General features: G+C 50.6%; 18 protein-coding genes, 2 tRNA genes, 1 rRNA gene and 1 riboswitch. Of the genes, 6 read left to right on the plus strand and 15 right to left on the minus strand.

Annotation, left to right across the window (positions count from 1 at the left end):
- Positions 1-179 precede the first annotated feature (179 nt).
- From DY231_RS22705 to btuB, 5 genes are all read right to left on the minus strand, one after another.
- Positions 180-255: transfer RNA gene (locus DY231_RS22705), tRNA-Ala, on the minus strand.
- A gap of 55 nt (positions 256-310) precedes the next feature.
- A tRNA-Ile gene (locus DY231_RS22710) sits at positions 311-387 on the minus strand.
- Positions 388-459: 72 nt separating this feature from the next.
- Positions 460-1,999: ribosomal RNA gene (locus DY231_RS22715) — 16S ribosomal RNA — on the minus strand.
- A gap of 384 nt (positions 2,000-2,383) precedes the next feature.
- A complete protein-coding gene (murI, locus tag DY231_RS22720; RefSeq protein ID WP_115631624.1) occupies positions 2,384-3,250 on the minus strand; it encodes a glutamate racemase in 867 nt (288 codons plus the stop codon).
- Entirely contained in the window at positions 3,195-5,063 is a 1,869-nt protein-coding gene (btuB, locus tag DY231_RS22725; RefSeq protein ID WP_115631625.1) for a TonB-dependent vitamin B12 receptor BtuB, read from the minus strand. The genes murI and btuB overlap by 56 nt, the downstream gene beginning before the upstream one ends.
- Before the next feature lie 67 nt (positions 5,064-5,130).
- Positions 5,131-5,315, minus strand: a riboswitch (cobalamin riboswitch).
- Between the two features lie 110 nt (positions 5,316-5,425).
- Between btuB and trmA the strand changes: the two genes are divergently transcribed.
- Positions 5,426-6,526, plus strand: a complete 1,101-nt coding sequence (gene trmA / locus DY231_RS22730) for a tRNA (uridine(54)-C5)-methyltransferase TrmA (RefSeq protein WP_115631626.1) — start codon at positions 5,426-5,428, stop codon at positions 6,524-6,526.
- A gap of 45 nt (positions 6,527-6,571) precedes the next feature.
- Here trmA and DY231_RS22735 read toward each other — a convergent pair whose 3' ends face one another.
- Together DY231_RS22735 and fabR are read right to left on the minus strand one after the other, a co-directional pair.
- Positions 6,572-6,928, minus strand: coding sequence for a YijD family membrane protein (locus tag DY231_RS22735; protein ID WP_115631627.1), 357 nt, complete (start codon positions 6,926-6,928; stop codon positions 6,572-6,574).
- 15 nt (positions 6,929-6,943) lie between these two features.
- The gene (fabR, locus tag DY231_RS22740) at positions 6,944-7,588 is read right to left on the minus strand and encodes an HTH-type transcriptional repressor FabR (RefSeq protein ID WP_115631628.1); all 645 of its coding nucleotides are present in this window, start codon (positions 7,586-7,588) and stop codon (positions 6,944-6,946) included.
- Between the two features lie 193 nt (positions 7,589-7,781).
- On the opposite strand from fabR, the gene sthA reads away from it, so the two are divergent.
- Positions 7,782-9,182, plus strand: a complete 1,401-nt coding sequence (gene sthA / locus DY231_RS22745) for a Si-specific NAD(P)(+) transhydrogenase (RefSeq protein ID WP_034500091.1) — start codon at positions 7,782-7,784, stop codon at positions 9,180-9,182.
- Here the strand turns inward: sthA and oxyR are convergent.
- The 5 genes from oxyR to argC all read right to left on the minus strand — a co-directional run bounded on the left by oxyR (position 9,156) and on the right by argC (position 14,891).
- The gene (oxyR, locus tag DY231_RS22750) at positions 9,156-10,082 is read right to left on the minus strand and encodes a DNA-binding transcriptional regulator OxyR (RefSeq protein ID WP_115631629.1); all 927 of its coding nucleotides are present in this window, start codon (positions 10,080-10,082) and stop codon (positions 9,156-9,158) included. The two genes, sthA and oxyR, sit on opposite strands and share 27 nt — an antisense overlap.
- Before the next feature lie 267 nt (positions 10,083-10,349).
- Positions 10,350-11,723, minus strand: coding sequence for an argininosuccinate lyase (argH, locus tag DY231_RS22755; RefSeq protein ID WP_115631630.1), 1,374 nt, complete (start codon positions 11,721-11,723; stop codon positions 10,350-10,352).
- A 123-nt stretch (positions 11,724-11,846) separates the two neighbouring features.
- Positions 11,847-13,064 carry an argininosuccinate synthase gene (locus tag DY231_RS22760; protein ID WP_034500087.1) on the minus strand — a complete coding sequence of 406 codons (1,218 nt, stop codon included), beginning with the start codon at positions 13,062-13,064 and terminating at the stop codon, positions 11,847-11,849.
- A 30-nt stretch (positions 13,065-13,094) separates the two neighbouring features.
- The gene (gene argB, locus DY231_RS22765) at positions 13,095-13,871 is read right to left on the minus strand and encodes an acetylglutamate kinase (RefSeq protein ID WP_115631631.1); all 777 of its coding nucleotides are present in this window, start codon (positions 13,869-13,871) and stop codon (positions 13,095-13,097) included.
- A 15-nt stretch (positions 13,872-13,886) separates the two neighbouring features.
- Positions 13,887-14,891, minus strand: coding sequence for an N-acetyl-gamma-glutamyl-phosphate reductase (gene argC, locus DY231_RS22770; protein WP_115631632.1), 1,005 nt, complete (start codon positions 14,889-14,891; stop codon positions 13,887-13,889).
- A 184-nt stretch (positions 14,892-15,075) separates the two neighbouring features.
- On the opposite strand from argC, the gene argE reads away from it, so the two are divergent.
- The 4 genes from argE (at position 15,076) to DY231_RS22790 (ending at position 22,000) form a co-directional block, all read left to right on the plus strand.
- Entirely contained in the window at positions 15,076-16,227 is a 1,152-nt protein-coding gene (argE, locus tag DY231_RS22775) for an acetylornithine deacetylase (protein ID WP_115631633.1), read from the plus strand.
- Between the two features lie 241 nt (positions 16,228-16,468).
- Positions 16,469-19,120 (plus strand): phosphoenolpyruvate carboxylase, encoded by a 2,652-nt coding sequence (gene ppc / locus DY231_RS22780; protein WP_034500080.1) that lies wholly within the window; start codon positions 16,469-16,471, stop codon positions 19,118-19,120.
- A gap of 211 nt (positions 19,121-19,331) precedes the next feature.
- On the plus strand, positions 19,332-21,062 hold the full coding sequence (locus DY231_RS22785) for a phosphoethanolamine transferase CptA (protein WP_115631634.1): 1,731 nt from the start codon (positions 19,332-19,334) through the stop codon (positions 21,060-21,062).
- Positions 21,063-21,139: 77 nt separating this feature from the next.
- Positions 21,140-22,000 (plus strand): helix-turn-helix transcriptional regulator, encoded by an 861-nt coding sequence (locus DY231_RS22790; RefSeq protein ID WP_115631635.1) that lies wholly within the window; start codon positions 21,140-21,142, stop codon positions 21,998-22,000.
- Here the strand turns inward: DY231_RS22790 and DY231_RS22795 are convergent.
- Genes DY231_RS22795 through DY231_RS22805 form a run of 3 tightly spaced genes read right to left on the minus strand, consistent with a single transcriptional unit; the run spans position 21,987 to position 25,491 of the window.
- Positions 21,987-22,331 carry a PTS fructose-like transporter subunit IIB gene (locus tag DY231_RS22795; protein WP_115631636.1) on the minus strand — a complete coding sequence of 115 codons (345 nt, stop codon included), beginning with the start codon at positions 22,329-22,331 and terminating at the stop codon, positions 21,987-21,989. The genes DY231_RS22790 and DY231_RS22795 overlap by 14 nt on opposite strands.
- Before the next feature lie 21 nt (positions 22,332-22,352).
- On the minus strand, positions 22,353-23,228 hold the full coding sequence (locus DY231_RS22800) for a [formate-C-acetyltransferase]-activating enzyme (RefSeq protein ID WP_115631637.1): 876 nt from the start codon (positions 23,226-23,228) through the stop codon (positions 22,353-22,355).
- Positions 23,194-25,491: a formate C-acetyltransferase gene (locus tag DY231_RS22805; protein ID WP_115631638.1), complete on the minus strand. Its 2,298-nt coding sequence runs from the start codon at positions 25,489-25,491 to the stop codon at positions 23,194-23,196. The genes DY231_RS22800 and DY231_RS22805 overlap by 35 nt, the downstream gene beginning before the upstream one ends.
- Positions 25,492-25,517: the final 26 nt, after the last annotated feature.

Genomic DNA, 25,517 nt, shown 5'->3' on the forward strand with positions numbered 1-25,517 from the left:
GTGAAAATTTGAGAGACTCGAACACACCGCATTTTCCTTTCTTATTACGGAGAAAGGAAACAGTGTGTCGTTTCAATTTTCAGCTTGTTCCGGATTTTTAAAGAGCAAATACTTCTCAGCACACTGTTAAACAGTACACTTAGAAGTAATTTTTTTGACTGAATACTATTAGTAAGTAATGGTGGAGCTATGCGGGATCGAACCGCAGACCTCCTGCGTGCAAGGCAGGCGCTCTCCCAGCTGAGCTATAACCCCATACAGTCACTAACAGATACCTTTATTCCAAATCTCAAAACACAGGCGTGAGAATTGGTAGGCCTGAGTGGACTTGAACCACCGACCTCACCCTTATCAGGGGTGCGCTCTAACCACCTGAGCTACAAGCCTATAAAGGTATTCTGCTCGTTATTCTTCATCAGACAATCTGTGTGAGCACTACGCGGGTTTGTATCTATTAGGTAAGGAGGTGATCCAACCGCAGGTTCCCCTACGGTTACCTTGTTACGACTTCACCCCAGTCATGAATCACAAAGTGGTAAGCGCCCTCCCGAAGGTTAAGCTACCTACTTCTTTTGCAACCCACTCCCATGGTGTGACGGGCGGTGTGTACAAGGCCCGGGAACGTATTCACCGTAGCATTCTGATCTACGATTACTAGCGATTCCGACTTCACGGAGTCGAGTTGCAGACTCCGATCCGGACTACGACGCACTTTATGAGGTCCGCTTGCTCTCGCGAGGTCGCTTCTCTTTGTATGCGCCATTGTAGCACGTGTGTAGCCCTACTCGTAAGGGCCATGATGACTTGACGTCATCCCCACCTTCCTCCAGTTTATCACTGGCAGTCTCCTTTGAGTTCCCGGCCGAACCGCTGGCAACAAAGGATAAGGGTTGCGCTCGTTGCGGGACTTAACCCAACATTTCACAACACGAGCTGACGACAGCCATGCAGCACCTGTCTCAGAGTTCCCGAAGGCACTAAGCTATCTCTAGCGAATTCTCTGGATGTCAAGAGTAGGTAAGGTTCTTCGCGTTGCATCGAATTAAACCACATGCTCCACCGCTTGTGCGGGCCCCCGTCAATTCATTTGAGTTTTAACCTTGCGGCCGTACTCCCCAGGCGGTCGACTTAACGCGTTAGCTCCGGAAGCCACTCCTCAAGGGAACAACCTCCAAGTCGACATCGTTTACGGCGTGGACTACCAGGGTATCTAATCCTGTTTGCTCCCCACGCTTTCGCACCTGAGCGTCAGTCTTTGTCCAGGGGGCCGCCTTCGCCACCGGTATTCCTCCAGATCTCTACGCATTTCACCGCTACACCTGGAATTCTACCCCCCTCTACAAGACTCTAGCCTGCCAGTTTCGAATGCAGTTCCCAGGTTGAGCCCGGGGATTTCACATCCGACTTGACAGACCGCCTGCGTGCGCTTTACGCCCAGTAATTCCGATTAACGCTTGCACCCTCCGTATTACCGCGGCTGCTGGCACGGAGTTAGCCGGTGCTTCTTCTGCGAGTAACGTCAATCACTGCGGTTATTAACCACAATGCCTTCCTCCTCGCTGAAAGTACTTTACAACCCGAAGGCCTTCTTCATACACGCGGCATGGCTGCATCAGGCTTGCGCCCATTGTGCAATATTCCCCACTGCTGCCTCCCGTAGGAGTCTGGACCGTGTCTCAGTTCCAGTGTGGCTGGTCATCCTCTCAGACCAGCTAGGGATCGTCGCCTAGGTGAGCCATTACCTCACCTACTAGCTAATCCCATCTGGGCACATCTGATGGCAAGAGGCCCGAAGGTCCCCCTCTTTGGTCCGAAGACGTTATGCGGTATTAGCTACCGTTTCCAGTAGTTATCCCCCTCCATCAGGCAGTTTCCCAGACATTACTCACCCGTCCGCCGCTCGTCACCCAGGAGCAAGCTCCCTGTGCTACCGCTCGACTTGCATGTGTTAGGCCTGCCGCCAGCGTTCAATCTGAGCCATGATCAAACTCTTCAATTAAAAGCTTGATTTGCTTCAACTCGTGAAGCGGTGCTCAAAAATTAACTTTCGTAATAATTCAACTAAATGAATTACTGCTTGGTCACTCTTCAAGACTTGATATTTTTTTGATACCCGAAGGTATCTGAGATATCAATCCTGCGAGTGCCCACACAGATTGTCTGATAAATTGTTAAAGAGCAGTGAGTCAGGCGTTTTCGCTTGCTAACTCGAGGTGGCGTATATTACGCTTTCCTCTTTCAGAGTCAAGCGTTTATTTTCGCTTTTCATCTGGCTGACGGGCCGGTTTGTAAGCCGTTGTGCCGTGTCAGTGGAGGCGCAGTATAGGGATTTTCTGGAGGCTGACAACCCCTATTTTCAATTTTTATTTCAACCGTCGTTTTTTTATTCAAAATTGCTGCGAACTGCCAGTTTTTCGAGCCTTTGGAAGCCATAACGCAGCAATACGGGTGTTAATTGCGCAATCTCAGGAGTGAGTCCCATACAGAAAGCAATATTCTCATCCGCAGAGAATGCATTCGGAGATTCATGCTCTAAGAGCCACACGGTTCGACGCGCAATCGCAGCGCCCGAATCTATCAGCCGGGTACCTTCCGGCAGGACTTGCAGCAACTCTTCTTCTAATAGTGGGAAATGGGTGCAACCTAATACCACGGTATCTGGCGGCTCTTTCATTCTCAGCCACGGGCGCAGGATTTTACGCAGTTCCTCAAGATCAACTGGCTGGCCATGTAACTTGGCCTCAGCTAACTCCACCAGTTCCGCCGAACCGAGCATTTCGATTTTGCATTCTGACGCAAAGCGTGCAACCAGTTCGTGAGTATAAGGACGGCGAACTGTGCCGCGAGTCGCCAGCAACCCTACAACACCATTAGTCGTCAAACGCGCAGCTGGCTTAATAGCAGGAACAACACCGACAACAGGGAAGGCGAACTTTTCGCGAAGCGCAGGAAGTGAAACGGTGCTCGCAGTATTACAAGCAATGATGGCGAGTGCGAGCGGGTAGCGTTCCTGAACCGCAGTCACAATTTCTACCACGCGCTCAACAATAAACTCTTCGCTTTTCTCGCCGTAGGGAAATGCTACGTTATCGAAAGCATATATATAGTGCAGGTCAGGCAAAAGCTGCCGGACTTCGTCATACACAGAGAGCCCACCGACACCGGAGTCAAAAACCAGTACGGTGGGACGTGTATTAGAAGGTATAGCTGCCAGTGAGGTAGTATTCCCGTCCTGGGGTTTGATAGCCATAAACCGTCTCGTAATCTTTATCGAACAGGTTGGCAATTCTACCACGAACGGTTAGCTGTGAGGTGACCGGATATGACGCGGAAACATCAACAGTACTGTAACTCGGCAAAACCTGCTGAGTCGGGCTATACGAAGAAGTGTTGTTGTCGTAGCGTTTGCCGTAGTACTGCCACGCAACATCCATATCAACATTAAACATACTCCAGTCGAGCTGATACTTAGCCTGACGCTTGGCACGACGAGCCAGCACCTCATCCGTCTGGTCATCACGCGGGTCCATATACTGAAGCGTCACTTTATGGGTAAAGATGCCAGTATCAACGCTACCCGTCCATTCCAGCCCTTTGATGGTCGCGGACTTGATGTTGTCGTAATTCCCTTCGAAAGATCCCGGAGCAGAATAGTAAGTAATCAGGTTTTCTATCTGGTAATGATAAGCCGACAAGCGCCAATCTACTGGCCCTGTTAATCCTTCAAGCCCGGTTTCCCATTGTTTAGACTCTTCTGGCTTCAGGTTTGGATTTGAGTCGATACCAAAGCGTGTCGAACCAAACTGCTGCCCAAGCGATGGTGCGAGGAACCCGGTGCCGTAAGAAACCGTGGCACGATAACCTTCAACAAACTCCCACCCTGCGGCCGTCTGCCATGTGCCATGCCAGCCAAATTGTTCGTCATTGTCTTCACGCCCAGAGGCTTCCAGCGTCACATCGCCAAACTGCTGCTGACCGCTGAGGTAAACACCGGTGTTATCGCGCTTATAGGTATCTGACATTGCCGTATCTGAAGACGTCAAGCGCTGCTGCTGCCAATCAACGCCTGCACTGACTGAGCCATTTCCTACAACAAAGTTATTACCCCACTGAATGTTACGCTGGGTCATATTGTCGAGAGTGGTACCGTCGTTATAGCGGCCATTCACGCTGCTATAGTTGTAGTCTTTTACTTTTTGATAGCTAGCCAACAACTGAGAAGAGTAAAGGCCAGAATGGAAGCGCATGCCCGCATCGAATGTCTGGTTGTAAAGTTGCTCTTCATCGCCACCGCCAGCGTACCCATACGACCCCTGGTCGTAATCGGTATTGTTGGTATAACCGTAACCACGGAAGAAACCATCAAACTCGTCACTGAACTTGTGCTCAAGCCCGCCCCAGAAAGATTTGCTGCGATAACCATCGCGGTCACTATCGCCGCTATAAGGTGAATCCGGCAGGACGTTGAAACCTTTGGTCATTTCATACGAACCCGCGACCGTCGCCACGGTGTCACCAAAACGATGACGCAAAGTACCGTCGTATTGCTGATAGCCGTTCGAGCCTACACCCGCATTGATTTGCGATTTCTCTTCATCGGTCTGCGTGATGATATTCACCACGCCGCCAATTGCACCCGATCCATAAACCGCTGAACGAGGGCCGCGAATGTATTCCACGCGTTGCACTAATGAGAGGGGGATTTGATTAATATCAGCAGTGTTAGAAATCCCTGGGCGAGCGATAGGAATACCGTCTACCAGCACTAACACATGGCTTGCATTGGTTCCGCGAATAAACATAGAAGAACCTTGCCCAATGCCGCCGTACTGCGCGATATCCACGCCAGGCAAACGACGCATAACATCGTTAAGCGATTTTGCCTGCCACTGGTCGATATCTTCCCGGGTAACAACATCGGTTGGAGCCAGAACAGTATTTACCGGTTGCTGAAAACGGTTAGCCGTTACTACCAGGCTATCATCAGAATTGCTGTCTTGCGCCCAGCCTGAAAAAGCCGTTACGGACAACGCCGTAAACAGCGAAAGTTTTTTTAACTTCATTTATATAAGCATCCGCTTTCCAAAAAGGATGCCGCAGACATAACCGATAGCACGCGATAGTTATGACAAATTGCGACGTATACCGGCAGGTCTTCGGGCTTGGATGTGTTTTACGGATGATGACTTCCCACTTATATAAGCAGTGTCTGCACATGGCATTCATCCCACTATTCCTTACCGCTGCGCGTCAGCCCCAGAATTGCACTGGGTTCCCTTTTAACTTATAAAAAGGCCGGAAACGCTATGCTACGATTTTGTTAATAAGTTTGTCTATAAACATCAAAGTGCAACAGCACTGGACATCAGGAACCTATTCCCTACAATTCGCCGCGTAGTTTGACTCTATTAACAGGTATCAGCTCATGACCCCCGAACATCTCCCAATTGAACAGTACGACGCGCAACTGGCCGAAAAAGTCGCCCGCTTGCAAAGCATGATGGCCCCTTTTGCAGCGCCTGCGCCGGAGGTGTTCCGTTCACCGGTCAGCCATTACCGGATGCGTGCTGAATTTCGCATCTGGCATGATGAAGACGATCTGTACCACATCATGTTTGACCAGGAGACGAAGCAGCGCATTCGGGTTAACACCTTCCCGGCAGCCAGCTCGCTCATCAACGCGTTGATGCCTGCAATGCTCGACGGCGTGCGTGATATTCCCGCCCTGCGCCATAAGCTCTTCCAGATTGATTATCTGACGACAATGAGCAACCAGGCGGTTGTTTCACTGCTATATCACCGCAAACTGGGTGAAGAATGGCAAGAACACGCCCAGGCGCTGCGCGATAAGCTGCGTGCTCAGGGTTTCAACGTTCACTTAATTGGCCGCGCCACCAAAACCAAAATCGAGCTGGATCAGGATTTCATCGACGAGCGTTTGACCGTTGCGGGCAAAGAGATGATTTATCGCCAGGTGGAAAACAGTTTCACGCAACCCAACGCGGCGATGAATGTTCATATGCTGGAATGGGCACTGGATGCGACTCAAAACTCAAGCGGCGATTTGCTGGAACTGTATTGCGGCAACGGTAACTTCTCGCTGGCACTGGCACGTAACTTTAACCGCGTGCTGGCAACTGAAATCGCCAAGCCGTCTGTTGCTGCCGCGCAATACAATATTGAAGCGAATGAAATTGAAAACGTGCAAATCATTCGTATGGCAGCTGAAGATTTTACCCAGGCAATGAATGGCGTGCGTGAGTTTAACCGCCTGAAAGGCATCGACCTGAAAAGCTACCAGTGCGAAACGATTTTTGTCGATCCACCGCGCAGCGGCCTAGATAAAAATACCGTGAAGATGGTGCAGGCGTACCCGCGTATTCTCTACATTTCCTGCAATCCGCAAACCCTGTGCGAAAACCTGGAAACATTGTGCGAAACGCATAACGTGTCGCGCCTGGCGCTATTCGACCAGTTCCCTTACACGCACCATATGGAATGCGGCGTGTGGCTGACACGTAAATAGCAAAACGGACGCTTCGGCGTCCGTTTTTGTTTTTAGCTCAGGGGATTATTCAGCAAACTGCGTTTTAAGCGCCCGGACTTTAAAGCCAATCCAGAACAATAATGCGACTGAAAGTACCGATGGCAGGAAGTTAGAACCCATTGCCGGATATTCAGCACGCACAACGGCGCTGTACAACAGCACTCCCAGCACAAAACAAGCCGCTGCAATACTTGGCAGACCAACCGGCATCGTGCGGTTTTGGTAGCGATGATGCAAACAGTACACCGTCAGCACCAGCGTAATAATAGGGAAAATGGAAAACGGCACAACCGAGCTAAACAACGCGGCAAACGTTCCGTTAATCGCAAGGCCCGCGATCAACGCTAACCCGAGCGTACCTCTCTCTTGTAACTGTTTCATTGCTCTTCCTTTCAATCACTCTTCGGATATTTGAGCTAATGCCACTTTCTCTTGCTCCCGGCGATACCAGTAATACGCACCTTTTGAAATCATACGTAACTGAAGCACCAGTCGCTCTTCAAGCTGACGACGCTGATCGGCATCAACGTCCAACGCTTCGGCACCAGCACTAAAGACAATCGTCACCATCGCTTCAGCCTGCGCCTCAGTGAAACTGCGCGGCATGCGATTTTCGAGTTCCAGATAGTCCGCAAGTTCCGCAATAAAATGCTGAATTTCACGCGCGACAGCGGCACGGAACGCGGCAGACGTTCCAGACCGTTCACGCAACAGCAAGCGGAATGCGTTGGGATTATTACCGATAAATTCCATAAATGTTGAGACAGAAGTTCGAATTACGCTCCCGCCTTTGGCAATTCGTTGGCGAGCCTGGCGCATTAACTGGCGCAACATTAGGCCGCTTTCATCAACCATGGTCAGACCCAGTTCATCAACATCACGGAAATGGCGATAAAACGATGTTGGCGCAATTCCTGCCTCACGGGCGACCTCGCGCAAACTCAGGCTGGCAAAACTCCGTTCAGCACTTAATTGACTAAACGCGGCTTCGACCAGAGAACGCCTGGTTCTTTCTTTTTGTTGCGCTCTTACACCCATCATGTTGCCTGAATCTCTTAAATCGACGTCGCACTATACCAGAGAATAACTTAACTGGTTTTATACAGGTTTGTGAATGATTGTTTACGCGAGCTTGCTCGCGTTACGCAGCAAAAAGCACAACGACAATTGGGTTATCCCGGCGTTAATGTTACCATCGTGTTGCTTTTATGTATAAGAACAGGTAAGCCTTACCATGTCACACACCTACGATTATGACGCAGTAGTAATTGGTTCCGGCCCAGGCGGCGAAGGCGCTGCAATGGGGCTGGTGAAACTTGGAGCAAGGGTAGCTGTTGTTGAGCGCTACCATAACGTGGGTGGCGGCTGTACCCATTGGGGAACCATCCCCTCGAAAGCCCTCCGCCACGCCGTCAGCCGCATTATCGAATTTAATCAAAACCCTTTATACAGCGACCACACCCATCTACTCCGTTCTTCCTTCGCCGACATTCTCAATCATGCCGACAGCGTAATTAACCAACAGACTCGTATGCGCCAGAGCTTCTATGAGCGCAATCGCTGCGAGATGCTGCAAGGCGATGCACGTTTTGTCGATGCGCATACTATTTCGCTGGAATGTCACGATGGTTCGGTGGAGATGATTACCGCCGAGAAATTCCTGATAGCCTGTGGCTCGCGCCCGTATCGTCCACCGGAAGTCGATTTTTCACATCCGCGTGTGTACGACAGCGATTCCATTCTTAACCTGCACCACGAACCCCGCCACGTCATTATTTATGGCGCGGGGGTGATTGGTTGCGAGTACGCATCGATTTTCCGTGGCATGAACGTCAAAGTTGATTTGATTAACACTCGTGACCGTCTGCTGGCGTTTCTCGATCAGGAGATGTCTGATTCGCTCTCTTACCACTTCTGGAACAGCGGCGTGGTTATTCGTCACAACGAAGAGTTCGAGAATATTGAAGGTGTGGAAGATGGCGTGATTGTGTCGTTAAAGTCTGGCAAAAAAGTGAAAGCTGACTGCCTGCTTTATGCGAACGGGCGCACCGGTAATACCGATTCTTTGTCACTGGAAAATGTGGGGCTGGAAGCCGATGGTCGTGGTCTGTTGAAGGTCAACAGCATGTATCAGACCGCACAGCCGCACATTTATGCAGTAGGCGATGTGATTGGTTATCCAAGTCTGGCCTCAGCGGCTTACGATCAGGGCCGAATCGCTGCACAAGCGATGGTCAAAGGTGAAGCGACGGCGCATCTGATTGAAGATATCCCGACCGGTATTTATACCATTCCGGAAATCAGCTCAGTCGGGAAAACCGAACAGCAGTTAACATCGATGAAAGTACCGTACGAAGTAGGTCGGGCGCAGTTCAAACACCTTGCTCGCGCACAAATCGTCGGTATGAACGTGGGCACACTAAAAATTCTCTTCCATCGTGAGACGAAAGAGATTTTAGGGATTCACTGCTTTGGTGAACGCGCGGCCGAAATTATTCACATCGGCCAGGCGATTATGGAACAGAAAGGTGGCGGCAATACCATTGAGTACTTTGTTAACACCACCTTCAACTACCCAACTATGGCGGAAGCCTATCGGGTAGCAGCTTTAAACGGCTTGAACCGCTTGTTTTAACGCTGGCTCAAAATGGCCATCCATATGGGTACGGATGGCCTCTGCGAGTTGCTCATAGCGACCACGCAGCGGAGAACCCGGACGATAAACCAGGCCGATAGTACGACGCGGCTCTGGTTTATAACATGGCAAATAAACCACGCCATCGCGGCAACGTTCGTTCGGCACAGCCAGCGCAGGTAACAATGTGATACCGCTTCCGGCGGCGACCATGTTGCGCAGCGTTTCGAGGCTGGTTGCACGGAAATGGGTATCTTCATCGGCACCCGCTTCAAAGCAGAAACCTAACGCCTGATCGCGCAAACAATGCCCGTCTTCCAGCATCAGCAGTTTTTCACCAGCCAAATCAGACAACGGCACGCGATCGCGATCTGCCCACGCGTGATCCTGGTAAATCGCCAGCATCATCGGCTCGTCAAACAATGGCACTTCGATAAACGCTTCGCTCTCTTTCACCAATGCCAGAATTGCACAGTCGAGTTTTCCGCTATCAAGCTGCGCTAACAGTTGATGGGTTTGCGCCTCGTGCAGGTACATTTCCAGCTTAGGGAAGGTTTTGTGCAGTTCCGGGATAATCTGCGGTAACAGATAAGGCCCAACAGTGGGGATCAAGCCAATGTGCAGCGGCCCGGACATCGCCTCGCCCTGCTGACTTGCCATCTCTTTGAGCACTTTAACTTCGCGCAACACCGTACGTGCCTGATCCACCAGCAGCAAACCCGCCTGAGTGAACAAGACTTTACGGCTGGTACGTTCAAGCAACATTACGCCAAGTTCATCTTCAAGTTTACGAATCTGACCGCTAAGCGTTGGCTGACTGACATGGCAGGCATCCGCTGCCCGACGAAAGTGACGATGTTCTGCCAGCGCCACCAGGTATTCTAGATCACGAATATTCATTCTCTATCCTCCGTCGCCATGATAGCCCATGGCGATAGAAATCATAGCAACGAACGATTATCCCTATCAACCATTGATGTTGAATAATAGCCAGCAACAGCACAAACCATCCATGACCAGGTTGTGCTGTAGGGAACTCCTCTGTTCTCCGAACTAAAACTGAAGCCAACGTGAGTTATTTAGCGGACGTAATGTCCGCTCTTTTTTTATCCGCTAAAAACAAAAAAGCCCGGCACAAGGCCAGGCTCATTTTGTAACGCAATGATTTTAGATCAATCGTTGTTTCGCGTCGCTAATCGCCAAAGCCACCTGCTGAGGAGACACGCCGCCTTTTGCTGCGCGCTTATCAAGGCAGGATTGCAAAGACAGAATCGGATAAACATCATCACCAATCGTTGCGCTGAATTTCTGCAAATCGGTGAGTGACAATGCTTCCAGCGCTTTGCCCTGGCGAATCGCTTCTACTACAGCTTCACCGACGATATGGTGCGCTTCACGGAACGGTACGCCTTTCGCTACCAGGTAATCAGCCAGTTCAGTTGCGTTAGCATAACCCTGCTCGGCGGCTTCTTTACAGCGCGGGCGTTTAACCTGAATACCATCCAGCACCAGCACCGACATATGCAAGCAATCCATCCAGGTATCGAGCGCGTCGAACAGGCCTTCTTTGTCTTCCTGCATATCTTTGTTATACGCCAGCGGCAGCCCTTTGAGGGTCATCATCATACCCGTCAGCGCACCCTGCACACGGCCACATTTGCCACGGATAAGCTCCAGCGCATCCGGGTTTTTCTTCTGTGGCATGAGGGAAGAGCCTGATGTCACGCGGTCAGACAACTCAACAAACCCTGCTTCGCCGGTATTGAAGAAAATCAGATCTTCAGCGAAACGCGACAGGTGAACCATACCGATGGAAGCATCAGAAAGCAGTTCCAGCACGTGGTCACGATCGGAAACACTGTCCAGGCTGTTGCGCGTTGCCGACGCAAAACCTAACCAACCCGCCAGTTGTTCACGGTCGATTTCATAAGCCGTGCCCGCTAACGCGCCGCTGCCCAACGGGCTAACGTCGAGGCGCTCGAGGGTGCTTTGCAAACGGCTTTCATCACGCGCCAGCATTTCAACATAAGCCAGACACCAGTGCGCAAAAGTCACCGGCTGTGCACGTTGTAAATGGGTATAGCCCGGCATCACAGCGTCTTGATTGTTTTCTGCGGTTTCAACCAGCGCATGTTGCAGTTGGCGAGTGGCTACGAGCAGTTCGCTAACCTGCATTTTGCACCACAGTTTAAGATCGGTGGCGACCTGATCATTACGGCTACGGCCAGTGTGGAGTTTCTTACCCAGCGCACCGACTTTATCGATGAGCTTGCCTTCCACCCAGCTGTGAATGTCTTCCGCATCGCTCTCAAGAATCGCCTGCGGATTGGCCTGCACGTCTTCCAGCAGGACATTCAATGCCTGCTCAAGCTCCTGCTGCTCAGCAACAGTCAGAACACCAACAGTAACAAGCGCTTTGGACCAGGCGACAGAACCCACAATATCAAACTCCGCCAATCGGTAATCAAAGCGTAATGAATCATTGAACGATTTGAACCGCTGGTCTGCTGCCTGAGTAAAACGTCCACCCCAAAGTGCCATATTGATGCTCCATAAATTATCGTCTTGTTCCCCCTCACCCCGCCCCTCTCCCCTGGGAGAGGGAGAAAAGAAAGTCCCCTCTCCTGGGGGAGAGGGTTAGGGTGAGGGCTATTAATTAAAAAACTACTTCTTCAATTCATTCAATGCACGAATACGTGACGACAAAGAGAACAGACGGATAAAGCCGCCCGCGTGGCTGTGGTCATACACTTCATCTTCGCCAAACGTTGCGAACTCTTCGCTATACAGGCTGTTCGGAGATTTTTTCTGCTTCGCAGTGACATGGCCTTTATACAGCTCCAGCACCACTTCACCGTTCACTTCTTCTGCCAGCGATTCCGCAGATGCCTGCAGAGATTTACGCAGCGGTGCGAACCAACGGCCATCGTAAACCACGTAGGACATTTCCAGGCCCAGTTGCTCACGCCATTTGAAGCTATCGCGGTCCAGAACCAGTTGCTCAACGCCACGCAGAGCCGCCATCATAATGGTGCCCCCTGGAGTTTCGTAGCAACCACGGGATTTAATCCCTACCAGACGGTTTTCGACGATATCAATACGACCGATGCCGTGCTTAGAACCCATCTTGTTCAATGTTTCCAGGCACTGGAATGGCGTCATCGCTTCGCCGTTTACGGCAACGACTTTGCCTTTCTTAACGGTAACGGTAACTTCTTCTGCCTGATCGGGCGCTTCTTTAGGATCAACAGTCCAGACCCAGCAATCTTTGTTCGGTGCATTCCACGGGCTTTCCAGCACGCCGCCTTCGGTAGAGATGTGCCATGCGTTTTCGTCACGGCTATAGATTTTCTCAAGAGAAGCGGTAGTCGGGATGTCACGCTCTTTCAGGTAATCCAGCAGTGCTTCACGGGAACGCAGGTTCCACTCACGCCATGGCGCAACCACTTTCAAATGTGGAGCCAGTGCAGCCCATGCAGACTCGAAACGCACCTGGTCGTTTCCTTTGCCGGTCGCACCGTGACACAGCGCATCTGCGCCCACTTTGTTTGCCACATCAACCAGCGCTTTAGCGATAAGCGGACGCGCCATAGAAGTCCCCAGCAAGTAGGTGCCTTCGTACAGTGCGCCGGTCTGCAATACCGGGTAAACGTAATCGCTGATGAACTCTTCGCGCGCATCAACGACGTAGCATTCAGTGGCGCCAGAGCGCAGGGCTTTTTGCTCAACGCCTTGCAGGTCTTCACGATCCTGGCCGATATCCACTACACACGCGACCACTTCACAGCCGCCGTAGTTTTCTTTCAGCCATGGAATGATGGCAGAAGTATCCAGGCCGCCAGAGTATGCGAGAACGATTTTTTTGATTCCGTGATTTTGCATTGTCTTATCCTTCAAAAACTTAATTTTAAACTAGGCCAGAATACGGGTGCCGATGGCGACGCCGTTAAACAAAGAGGGAAGCTGTTCCGCATGACGCCAGGATGCAATATCCACCGGGCGACCCAGCGTGCGTGCTGCATCCAGCGCCGCGTTAACTTTCACTATCATGCCGTCGGTAATAATGCCCTGAGCGATTAACTGCTCCGCTTTCGCCGCCGTCATTTCTGCAATACGTTGCCCTTTGCCATCCAGAATCCCGCTCACGTCGGACAGCAGAATCAGGTCAGCACCAAGCGTTGCCGCCAGCGCCGTCGCCGCCTGGTCAGCATTCACGTTCATCAACTCGCCTTCGGCGGTCACGCCAATAGAGCTGACAATCGGCAGGAAGCCAGAATCTAAAAGCGTGGTAATCAACTTTGCCGAACCCGGTTTCGCCAGGCCCACATGACCCAACGCTTCATCGAGTTTGGTCACGGTTACGCTGTCGCCATCACCTAGGCAAAGACCGACACCATTGATGCCATGCTTTTTCGCCCACGCCAACAACGTTTTGTTCGCCGTACCCGCCAGCGCACCGGTAATAATGTCAATCTGGTCAGCAGGCGTCACACGCAGGCCGTTTTTCTTCGTCACCGGCAATGAGAGCTTTTTCATTAACTCATCTACCAGGCATCCGCCGCCGTGCACAATAACCAGCGGGCGTTGATGGGATTCGCGGTAATTGACCAGCGCGGTAAACAGACGCTCCAGCGCTTCTTCGCTATCCAGCAGCACGCCACCTAATTTGATAATTAATGGATTCATCATGTCACCCGGCGTTAATTAAATAAGAGACTGTGTTTCGGCAAAGCCAAAACGAATATTCAGGCACTGCACTGCTTGAGCCGATGCACCTTTAAGCAGATTGTCTTCAGTTGCGACAACAATCAGATGCTCACCCTGCACGGCAAAACCAATATCGCAGAACGGCAGGCCAACAACATTTTTTAGCGCTGGCACACCATTCTCATACAGGCGCACCAGAGGTTTATCTTGATATGCCTGGTTAAAAGCATCAGCGACTTGCTGCTGCGTCACGCCATCTTTCAGGCGGCAGGTAATGGTTGCCAGAATCCCACGCGGGAAATTGCCCAGGTGCGGAGTAAAAATGACTGGCGTCCCCAAATGCGTGACAATTTCGGGATGATGGCGATGGTTAAAAATGCCATACGGTTGCAGGCTCACTTCGCAGAAACTGTTGGACATCGCCGCTTTACGCCCGGCACCGCTAACGCCGCTGGTCGCATTGATAACCGGCCACTGGTTCAAATCCAGCAGTCCGCCCTCAATCAAAGGTTTTAACGCCAGTTGCGAAGCCGTTGGGTAACAGCCCGGAACGGAGATCAAACTGGTTTCTTTCAGCTTGTCGCTTTCCCATTCCGCCAGGCCATAAACCGCTTGCTCAAGCAATTCAGGATGCTGATGCGTAAAGCCATAATAGAGCTGATAGAACCTGGCATCGTTAACGCGGAATGCACCGGAAAGATCGATGACGACACAGCCTTTCGCCAGAAATTGCGGCGCCAGGTCATGGCTCACTTCATGGGCTGTTGCGAGGAACACCACATCTACGCCGTCAGTAAATTTGCTGATATCTGACATTGGCTGTAACGGCAAGTCGACGATACCTTTTAGCTGCGGATGCAAATCAGATATCAACTTTCCTGCGTCATTACTTTGCGCTGAAACCGTCAATGCGGTTATGTTCATATGAGGATGGCGATTCAAATAGGTCACAAGTTCTGCGCCCGCATAACCGCTGGCACCAACAATCAGCGTATTCAACATCTCGGCTGTACACCTTCTTAGGTTGTGTCTGCTAAAGGTGTCAGCTGGTAAGCCATCACCCAACGTACATTTACGTGGTTAAATCCACCGGAACCTGGGGTTCCCTTACGGCAACAAATATTGTATTTTTATTCAATATAACTGCATGATTATGTATACCAACCCGAGCTAAGGCCTGTCAACAGTGAAGATGAAATTACCTCCTTTTATCGAGATTTACCGCGCGTTGATCGCGACTCCTTCCATCAGCGCCACCGACAGTGCGTTGGATCAGAGCAATGAGTCTTTAATCAATTTACTGGCGGGATGGTTCCGCGATCTTGGATTTAAAGTCGAAATCCAGGCGGTGCCGGGTACGCGCAATAAATTCAATATGCTGGCGAGCACCGGAAGCGGCGCTGGCGGGTTGTTGCTGGCGGGTCATACCGATACCGTGCCGTTTGATGATGGCCGCTGGACACGCGACCCCTTCACGCTGACCGAGCACGAAAATAAGCTCTACGGCCTCGGCACAGCCGATATGAAAGGTTTCTTTGCGTTTATTCTCGATGCGCTGCGCGATGTCGATGTCACGACGCTTAAAAAACCACTTTATATTCTGGCGACTGCCGATGAAGAAACGACGATGGCAGGTGCGCGTTATTTCTCTGAAACCACCAGCCTACGTCCGGATTGCGCCATCATCGGCGAACCGACCTCTTTGCAGCCAGTGCGTGCGCATAAGGGCCATATCTCGAATGCGATTCGCATTCTCGGCCAGTCCGGTCACTCCAGCGATCCGGCTCGCGGTGTCAATGCTATTGAGTTAATGCATGACGCTATCGGCCACATTATGTCGCTGAAAAACACGCTGAAAGAACGTTATCACCATGACGCTTTCACCGTGCCGTATCCAACGCTAAATCTTGGCCATATTAGCGGTGGCGATGCTGCCAACCGCATTTGTGCCTGCTGCGAACTGCATATGGATATTCGCCCGCTGCCGGGGCTGACATTAAATGATCTGAACGGTTTGCTTAATGAAGCGCTGGAACCGGTTAGCCAAAAATGGCCAGGCCGCCTGACGATTTCCGAACTGCATCCGCCAATTCCGGGCTATGAATGCGCCAAAGATCACCAGTTGGTGCAAGTGGTTGAGAAATTGCTCGGCGCGCAAACAGAAGTAGTGAACTACTGCACCGAAGCACCATTTATTCAAACCCTTTGCCCGACGTTAGTGCTCGGACCGGGTTCCATCAACCAGGCGCACCAGCCGGACGAATACATCGAAACACGTTTTATCGAGCCAACTCGCAAACTGATCACACAGGTAGTGCATCATTTTTGCTGGCATTGAAAAATAGCGATTCAGGGGGTTTTGCCCCCTTTTTACGCTGCTTTTTAGCGGATCCTCATAAGAAACGCTTATCCACGAAGTTAGTAATTAAATTTCATGAATTAGCGCAATTTATTCGTTTGCTGAAACGATTTCGTAGCAATTGACGAAAGTAGACTTACGTGGCTTTATAAAGACGGTGTTGAACCTTCACGGGTGAAATTAAATTACATATTAGATTGGATAGGGTGTCTGGGGTCATATGAACGAACAGTATTCCGCTTTGCGAAGTAATGTCAGTATGCTCGGCAAGTTGCTCGGGGATACCATCAAGGATGCGTTAGGTGAAAACATTCTTGACCGCGTAGAAACAATCCGCAAATTGTCTAAGTCCTCACGGGCTGGCAATGAAGCCAACCGCCAGGAGCTGCTAACCACGTTACAGAACCTGTCTAACGACGAACTACTTCCTGTAGCCCGTGCATTCAGCCAATTCCTGAACCTGGCCAACACCGCCGAGCAATATCACAGCATTTCCGCCAATGGCGAAGCTGCCAGCAATCCTGAAGTTATTGCTAAGACACTCCAAAAATTAAAAAATCAGCCCGATCTTAGCGAAGACGCCATTCGTAATGCTGTTGAGTCATTGTCACTGGAATTAGTGCTGACCGCGCACCCAACCGAAATTACCCGTCGCACCCTGATTCACAAGCTGGTTGAAGTTAACAGTTGCCTGAAGCAACTCGACCACAGCGACATCGCCGATTACGAACGCAACCAAATTATGCGTCGCCTGCGCCAACTGGTCGCTCAGGCCTGGCACACCGATGAAATTCGTAAGCACCGACCTTCCCCAGTAGATGAAGCAAAATGGGGCTTTGCGGTAGTAGAAAACAGCCTGTGGGAAGGGGTTCCAAACTACCTGCGTGAGCTGAACGAACAGCTTGAAGACAACCTGAATTACAAACTGCCGGTCGATTTTGTCCCGGTACGTTTCACCTCATGGATGGGCGGCGACCGTGACGGCAACCCGAACGTGACCGCTGATATTACTCGCCACGTCCTGCTGTTAAGCCGCTGGAAAGCCACCGATCTATTCCTGCGTGACATCCAGGTGCTCATTTCCGAACTTTCAATGGTGGAATGCACACCTGAGTTGAGCGAACTGGCTGGCCCTGACGCTGCGCAAGAACCTTACCGCTGCATCATGAAAGGCATTCGTCAGCAGTTGCTGTCGACTCAAGCCTGGCTGGAAGCTCGCCTGAAAGGCCAGCGCCTGCCAAAACCAGAAGGTTTACTGACTCAAAACGAACAGCTTTGGGATCCGCTTTATGCATGTTACCAGTCGCTGCAAGCGTGTGGCATGGGCATCATCGCTAACGGCCAACTGCTTGATACCCTGCGCCGCGTGAAGAGTTTTGGCGTGCCGCTAGTGCGTATTGATGTCCGCCAGGAAAGCACTCGTCACACCGAAGCACTGGGCGAAATGACGCGCTACCTGGGCATTGGTGATTACGAAAGCTGGTCTGAAGCAGACAAGCAAGCATTCCTGATCCGTGAACTGAATTCTAAGCGTCCACTTCTGCCGCGCCAGTGGGAGCCAAGCGACGATACCCGCGAAGTGCTGGAAACCTGCAAAGTGGTTGCCGAAGCCCCGCGTGGCTCCATCGCCGCTTACGTTATTTCCATGGCGAAAACCCCATCTGACGTGCTGGCTGTTCATTTGTTGCTGAAAGAAGCCGGTTGCACCTTCGCACTGCCTGTTGCTCCGCTTTTCGAAACGCTCGACGACCTGAACAACGCCGATGATGTCATGACACAGTTGCTGAATATCGACTGGTATCGCGGCTTTATTCAGGGCAAACAGATGGTCATGATTGGCTATTCTGACTCGGCAAAAGATGCAGGCGTCATGGCGGCATCATGGGCGCAGTACCAGGCTCAGGACGCGCTGATCAAAACCTGCGAGAAAGCGGGAATTACACTGACGCTCTTCCATGGACGCGGCGGTTCAATTGGCCGTGGCGGTGCACCAGCACACGCTGCTCTGCTTTCTCAACCACCGGGAAGCCTGAAAGGCGGCCTGCGCGTGACTGAGCAAGGCGAGATGATTCGCTTTAAATACGGTCTGCCAGAAATCACTATCAGTAGCCTGTCGCTCTACACCAGTGCGATTCTCGAAGCCAACCTTCTTCCGCCGCCAGAACCGAAGAAAGAGTGGAAACATATCATGGAGGATCTGTCTGTCACCTCATGTGATATGTATCGTGGATACATACGCGAAAACGAAGATTTCGTGCCGTACTTCCGTTCGGCAACACCAGAGCTGGAGCTGGGTAAACTGCCGCTGGGCTCTCGCCCTGCAAAACGTAAACCTAACGGTGGCGTTGAGTCCCTGCGTGCCATTCCGTGGATCTTCGCCTGGACGCAGAACCGCCTGATGTTGCCAGCCTGGCTGGGTGCCGGTGCTGCGCTACAAAAAGTGGTGGAAGACGGCAAACAGGACGTGCTGGAAACCATGTGTCGCGACTGGCCATTCTTCTCAACGCGCCTCGGCATGCTGGAAATGGTCTTTGCGAAAGCCGACCTGTGGCTTGCGGAATATTACGATCAGCGTCTGGTGAAACCAGAGCTGTGGGCGCTTGGCAAACAGCTGCGCGACCAACTGGAAGCCGACATCAAAGTGGTGCTGGATATCGCCAACGATTCGCATCTGATGGCAGACCTGCCATGGATCGCCGAATCTATTCAGCTGCGTAATATCTACACCGACCCGCTGAACGTATTACAGGCTGAATTGTTGCATCGTTCGCGTCAGTCTGAAGAGAAAGGCGAAGAACCAGACGCGCAGGTAGAACAAGCGCTAATGGTGACTATTGCTGGTGTTGCAGCAGGTATGCGTAACACAGGCTAAGTTAAACCCTTTAACAATCCCCCGTGAAAAAAACGGGGGATTGTTAAATTCAACTGTCTTAATTCATTCACATTTCATATATTTCCGCCTGCAAACTTTTCGTTCAAAACTCATACCACGAACGAGCATATGGCCTTTTTCACCTTGATTAAGGTTTGATTAAGATTTAATCGCCAAACTAGGCGATACTTTTTGTCGACAGGCACAGTTTATGTTTTCTATAAAAAACCAAGCTAAACAAAAGTTTAGCTGGATAGCTCTGGGATGGGCATTACTCTTTTTTTGGTTTTTCTCCACGGCATTACAAGCCAAAATATTAATCAGCGGATATAGCGGCACTAACGGCTTACGTGACTCTCTGTTATACAGCTCCCTTTGGCTTGTCCCTGTATTCTTGTTCCCTGCGCGGACGCGGATCATCGCCGCAGTCATTGGCGTAGTGCTTTGGGCAACATCATTAGCGGCAATCTGTTATTTCGTTATTTACGGGCAGGAGTTTTCACAAAGCGTTCTGTTTGTCATGTTCGAATCAAATGCAGGCGAAGCCGGTGAATATTTAAGCCAGTACTTTAGCCTGAAGATTGTCCTGACAGCGCTTATCTACACTGCGATATGCCTATTCCTGTGGTCCCGTCTACGCCCTGTGTACATCCCTAAACCATGGCGCTGGTTGGCATCGCTCATTATCCTTTATGCATTAATTCTGCACCCATTGGTCCGCAATGCGATAAACCATCAACCGTTTAGCAAAACCGTTTCCGGTCTTTCTTCACGCATGGAACCCGCGGCACCGTGGCAGTTTATTTCTGGCTACTATCAATACCGCCAGCAACTGGACAGCCTGAATAGCCTGCTTAACGAAAACAATGCTCTGCCTCCGCTGGCGAATCTTAAAGACGAAAACGCCAATACACCGCGCACTTTAGTGCTGGTTATTGGGGAGTCTACCCAACGCGGTCGCATGAGCCTGTACGGCTATTCAAGAGAGACAACGCCGGAACTGGATACGTTGTCTAAATCAGATAAAGGGATGACGGTATTTAACGACGTAGTGACTTCACGTCCTTACACCATCGAAATTCTCCAGCAAGCTTTAACCTTCGCGAACGAGAAGAACCCAGATCTTTATCTGAGCAAGCCGACGCTGATGAATATGATGAAACAGGCAGGATATAAAACCTTCTGGATTACCAATCAGCAGACAATGACCGAACGTAACACCATGCTGACGGTATTCTCGCGCCAGACTGATAAACAGTTCTATATGAATCAGCAGCGTACGCAAAGTGCACGTGAGTACGACAGTAATGTACTGGCACCGTTTAAAGAAGTCCTGGCCGACCCTGCACCAAAGAAATTCATCATTGTGCATCTGCTCGGAACACACATTAAATACAAGTACCGTTACCCAGAAAACTGGGGGAAATTTGATAATCAAACGACCGGAATCCCTGCCGGCTTAAGCGATGATCAAAAGGAAGCGTGGAACGATTATGACAACGCTAACCTGTATAACGATCACGTTGTCTCAAGCCTGATTAAGGATTACAAGGCCACCGATCCGAATGGTTTCCTGCTCTATTTCTCAGACCATGGTGAAGAGGTTTACGATACGCCACCGCATCAAACTCAAGGCCGTAACGAGGAAAACCCAACCCGTCACATGTATACGGTGCCATTTATTCTTTGGGCTTCCGAAAAATGGCAGGCGGAACATCCGCGTGATTTCTCAGCGGACGTTAATCGCAAATACAGCAGTTCAGAGCTGATACATACCTGGTCTGATTTGGCAGGACTGAGTTACGACGGATTCGATCCGACCCGCTCAATAACCAGCCCGGAGTTTAAAGAAACAACTCGCTGGATTGGTAATCCGTATAAGAAAAATGCACTGATCGACTATGACACCTTGCCTTTCGGCGATCAGAAGGGTAATCAGTAAGTTGCTGACCAGGCCATCTCAAAAATGAGGTGGCCTGGTGATTACTCTCTCATCCTTCTGACCCACTGCGGGGCGTTATGAACTACGACGTGAGCCAACTTATTTCTCATCTGCTCAATAGCCCCTCAGGCATTCAGCGTATCTGGCTTGCAGACAGCCAAACCGCCCCATCCGAACTTGCTTATCAGGTTGATTTTCCGCGAATCGAAGTCGTGTTAGATGGCGTTTTAATGGACGCCTGCGATGCGGGAATGCCGGCCAGACTTGAGCAGCATGACGTGCTCTACGTTCCAGCAAAATGCTGGAACAACCCGCAATGGAATTCGCCCGTCACGACGTTAAGTATTCTATTTGGCAAACAGCAACTTGGATTCAGTATTCTGCGATGGGATGGAACGACGTTTAAAACACTGGGTAAACAGAACGTTGCTCGCCGCGGGCCGCGAATCGGCTCGTTTTTGCTTCAGGCACTCAACGAACTGGTCATGCAACCACACGATCAGCAAACAGCGCGGTTTATTGTCAGTAGTATTCTGAGTCATTGTACTGATTTGCTTGATAGCCAAATCCAGACCGCTTCACGTAGTCAGGCACTTTTCGAAGCCGTGCGGGAATACATTGATGAAAATTATGCAGAACCTTTAACCCGAGAGTCTGTTGCTCAGGTATTTCATATCTCACCGAACTACCTTTCACATCTTTTTCAGAAAACCGGTACGGTGGGCTTTAACGAATATCTAAACCACACCCGCCTGGAACATGCCAAAACATTACTGAAACGCTACGAATTGAAGGTGAAAGAGGTGGCTCATGCCTGCGGTTTTGTCGACAGCAACTATTTTTGCCGTTTATTCAGGAAGAATACCGAGCGATCGCCGTCGGAATATCGACGCCAGTATCATAGTCAGTTGACGGAAAGAACAATTAATCGAGAATAATACGAGTGTCTTGCGGAGTGCCAAAAATTCGTCGCGCCGCCGACATCGCTTTTTGCGGCTCGCGCAGGAATGCATTAATACCGGATTGCACACAACGGCAATGTACGAAACGCGCCGCTCCCGCCAGCTCAATATCGGTGATCAGCAATACCACATCGGCTTGTTCGATATCCGTTTGCGACAACTCATTTTCAATTCCTAGCGCACCTTGAGTTTCGATTTTTACGGTCCACTTTTCTTGCTGACAGAGCTTTTCGAGCCGTTCCGCCGCCATATAGGTATGAGCGACACCACTAACACATGCTGTTACTGCGACTAAATGTCGAGTCATCTCCGCTCTCCTCTATGAAAACTAACCGCCAATGGTTACATGATACCCTGCACTTTCTGCCATCTGCCGCAATAGTGCGATTTCTGAAGCATCAGGTGGCACTATTCCCCTCATATCCCATGCTCGCCCCAACAATTGATATTTTGCCTCACCGTATTGATGGAAAGGTAGCAGGTGGATTTCGGTAAGTTTTAAGGGGGCAAGGAATTGGAGTATTGCAGCCATATTACCTTGCTCGAGGGTATACCCCGGAATCAAAGGCACTCGGGGGATGACCCGAATACCCGACTCGACCAACAATTTAAGATTTGCCAGGACCCTGGGTTGATTGATATTCAGCACGGATTTTGCTTTCTCGGTGTCCATGATTTTCAAATCGAACAGGACTTCGTCGCACTGCCGCGCCAGAGCAAGCACTTTTTCAGATGCAGCATCACCAGCGGTTTCAATAGCAGTATGGATTCCTAGCGATTTCAGACGCTTGAGAAAACGAGTCGCAACAGCCGCCTGCATCAATACCTCGCCGCCTGAAAGCGTAACGCCACCTTTTGATGACCGGAAGAAAACGTCATCTTTCAGCACCTCTTTTTCGAGTTCGGCCAGCGAATAATCACGACCAATGCTTTCCATTGCCCCTGAGGGGCATTCATCTACATCATTCTGACAAGTCGGACAGTGCAGGCATTTTGATAAACGCCGCACGGTTTCAATCTTCCCGGAGATTGACTCCGGGTTTGCGCACCACGGGCAGTAATGTGGGCAGCCTTTGAAAAAAACCACTGTCCTGATGCCATTGCCATCATTCAGGGAGTAGCGCTGGATATTGAAGATACGCGCTTTTGCCTCCCCGTCTTCGATCACCTCACAACTGATGCGCGGTACGGCGGATAATGTCATCCTGAATCTCCTTCGACAGCTCCACAAAGAAAGCGCTGTACCCGGCAACTCGTACTACCAGCCCGGCATAATCTTGCGGCCGACTTTGCGCATCACGTAGCGTTTCGGCGTTCACCACGTTGAATTGAATATGCTGCAATTTAAGCTTAGAAAACGCTCCGAGGAAATCTGCCAGTTTATGAAGTCCAGCGTCCCCTTCCAGCGTGCTGGGGGTAAATTTCACGTTCAACAATGTGCCATTGGAGAGCAAATAGTTATCCAGCTTGCTGACAGATTTTAGTACCGCTGTCGGCCCCTGGCAGTCTTGCCCCAGCATGGGTGATAATCCCCCATCGGCAAGTTGTTCGCCCGCATATCGCCCGTCAGGTGTTGCACCGACCACCGCGCCAAGTGGCACATGCGCCGACACCGTGTATGAGCCTGGCGTGAAACTGCCGCCGCGTGGATTACGGTATTTTTCGACCTCTTTGCAGTAAAAGCGCAACAGATCGGCGCTGATGTTGTCCACTTCGTCGATATCATTGCCATATTTTTCAAAGCGATTAATTAAACGCGCACGTATTTGTTTCCCTTCCGGGCTTTCAAAGTTATCTTTCAGCACCGCCAGAAGTTCATCAAAACTTAACCGCTGCTGCTCAAACACCATACCGTTGAGCGCATGCAATGAGTCGCTAAGATTGGCGATGCCTATTCCCTGAACACCCGAGAAGTTATAGCGGGCGCCACCTTCAGTAATGTCTTTACCGCTTTGCAGGCAATCATCGATAAACGATGAAAGTAACGGTACTGGTGCCCAATCACGATGGCCGATATCGCAGATGTTGCTGCCCTCAACCATCAGTTTGATGTAGTGGCAAATTTTGTCGCGGATTTGCTGCAACAGGCTCTGATAGTCCAAAGCGCTGTTGCCTTCGTTTTCCAGCAAAACAATTTCCATCACCTTCAAGAGATTAAACATGGCGATGTCATGCAAGCCGTAAGTTCGCCCGGGAATGGATAGCTCTACGCATCCTACAACGGCGTAATCACGTGCATCTTCCAGCGAAACGCCCCGGTTCAGGAATGCAGGCACAACGACTTCATCATTGAAGATTTGTGGAATCCCCGTTCCGAGGCGCACGGTTTCAGCTGTTTTCAGCAGGAAGGGGCGGTCAATCAGCTCATTTACCCGCACCCCAAGGTTCGGCTGCGGTAATTGGATACTCTGGTAGGCATCAAGACACAGGAAAGAAAGCACGTTCACAGCGCTACGCCCGTTTTCAGTCAATCCGCCCAGTAAAATGGTGTAGCCCGTTGGGAAACCAGCAAAATAACGAGCACTGCTGGTGGATCGCAGTAAAACGATGTCATTACATTTTACCCACAGCGACTCCAGCAGCTCGCGCAAAAATTCAGGGCTTTCCCCCTGATTCAACGAGGTCTGGTAAAACGGCAGCATGTATTGATCGAAGCGCCCCAACGACAGCGAACTAGCGTTCGATTCATACTGGAGAATAATGTTCATGTACCAGAACAGCTGACAAGCCTGCCAGAAGTCTTTCGGACGTGATTCGGCATTGTGGCGAGAAATGCTAGCCATTTTCAATAACTCACCCTGCCGCTCGACATCTTCGCATTCAGCCGCCAGTTTCTCGGCCAACTCAGCGTAACGCAGGATATGCCGCTGTGAGGCTTCCAGCAGGATTAATGCTGACTGATAGAAATGGTTATCGGGTGATTTACGGCAGTGCTCACGCAATTCCTCCACCAGTTTACCCAAACCGTTTTGTAACAGGCGCGGGTAATCAATAATGATATGCCCCTGCCCTTTATCAGTTTGGTTGACGCTAAAAATTTGCGTTTTTACCGCCTCTTTGACGTCATCCGTCATTTGGCTATTGATGAAATCTTTCATCGAACGCTTTTCCCAATAAGGGTAAAGCTGTTCCCGGTATAACGCTTTATCCTGCTCGCTAATTTCAAACCTGTCTTGCGGGCGAGTCGGGAATTGATCCAATTCTTTGAGCAACCAATAAGGGTCCATCTCCGGCGACATAATCCCGGCGCGCGGTTTTACGGTTCGATTACCCGCAATCAACTCATCCTCTCGAATCGCTATTTGCACGTTATCCAGAATGTACGCTGTTGCTTTAGCCCGGCGTAACAGCACATGTTCACCTTCCGTTGTGCGGTGGCTGACGGTGTAAAGCACCGCGCGCTCCAGAGAAATTTCTCGCGGTTGGGCAAACAATGCTGATTTCAAACGTTCGATACGATGAGTCATGATGTGCTCCTTACTGGTCAGTCAAA

Source organism: Buttiauxella agrestis, from assembly GCF_900446255.1.
Classification (GTDB): domain Bacteria; phylum Pseudomonadota; class Gammaproteobacteria; order Enterobacterales; family Enterobacteriaceae; genus Buttiauxella; species Buttiauxella agrestis.

Excerpts from the sequence above, each read along its gene's own strand:
- murI (WP_115631624.1), bottom strand. The coding sequence starts at position 3,250 with ATGGCTATCAAACCCCAGGACGGGAATACTACCTCACTGGCAGCTATA.
- btuB (WP_115631625.1), bottom strand. The coding sequence starts at position 5,063 with ATGAAGTTAAAAAAACTTTCGCTGTTTACGGCGTTGTCCGTAACGGCT.
- trmA (WP_115631626.1), top strand. The coding sequence starts at position 5,426 with ATGACCCCCGAACATCTCCCAATTGAACAGTACGACGCGCAACTGGCC.
- DY231_RS22735 (WP_115631627.1), bottom strand. The coding sequence starts at position 6,928 with ATGAAACAGTTACAAGAGAGAGGTACGCTCGGGTTAGCGTTGATCGCG.
- fabR (WP_115631628.1), bottom strand. The coding sequence starts at position 7,588 with ATGATGGGTGTAAGAGCGCAACAAAAAGAAAGAACCAGGCGTTCTCTG.
- sthA (WP_034500091.1), top strand. The coding sequence starts at position 7,782 with ATGTCACACACCTACGATTATGACGCAGTAGTAATTGGTTCCGGCCCA.
- oxyR (WP_115631629.1), bottom strand. The coding sequence starts at position 10,082 with ATGAATATTCGTGATCTAGAATACCTGGTGGCGCTGGCAGAACATCGT.
- argH (WP_115631630.1), bottom strand. The coding sequence starts at position 11,723 with ATGGCACTTTGGGGTGGACGTTTTACTCAGGCAGCAGACCAGCGGTTC.
- DY231_RS22760 (WP_034500087.1), bottom strand. The coding sequence starts at position 13,064 with ATGCAAAATCACGGAATCAAAAAAATCGTTCTCGCATACTCTGGCGGC.
- argB (WP_115631631.1), bottom strand. The coding sequence starts at position 13,871 with ATGATGAATCCATTAATTATCAAATTAGGTGGCGTGCTGCTGGATAGC.
- argC (WP_115631632.1), bottom strand. The coding sequence starts at position 14,891 with ATGTTGAATACGCTGATTGTTGGTGCCAGCGGTTATGCGGGCGCAGAA.
- ppc (WP_034500080.1), top strand. The coding sequence starts at position 16,469 with ATGAACGAACAGTATTCCGCTTTGCGAAGTAATGTCAGTATGCTCGGC.
- DY231_RS22785 (WP_115631634.1), top strand. The coding sequence starts at position 19,332 with ATGTTTTCTATAAAAAACCAAGCTAAACAAAAGTTTAGCTGGATAGCT.
- DY231_RS22790 (WP_115631635.1), top strand. The coding sequence starts at position 21,140 with ATGAACTACGACGTGAGCCAACTTATTTCTCATCTGCTCAATAGCCCC.
- DY231_RS22795 (WP_115631636.1), bottom strand. The coding sequence starts at position 22,331 with ATGACTCGACATTTAGTCGCAGTAACAGCATGTGTTAGTGGTGTCGCT.
- DY231_RS22800 (WP_115631637.1), bottom strand. The coding sequence starts at position 23,228 with ATGACATTATCCGCCGTACCGCGCATCAGTTGTGAGGTGATCGAAGAC.
- DY231_RS22805 (WP_115631638.1), bottom strand. The coding sequence starts at position 25,491 with ATGACTCATCGTATCGAACGTTTGAAATCAGCATTGTTTGCCCAACCG.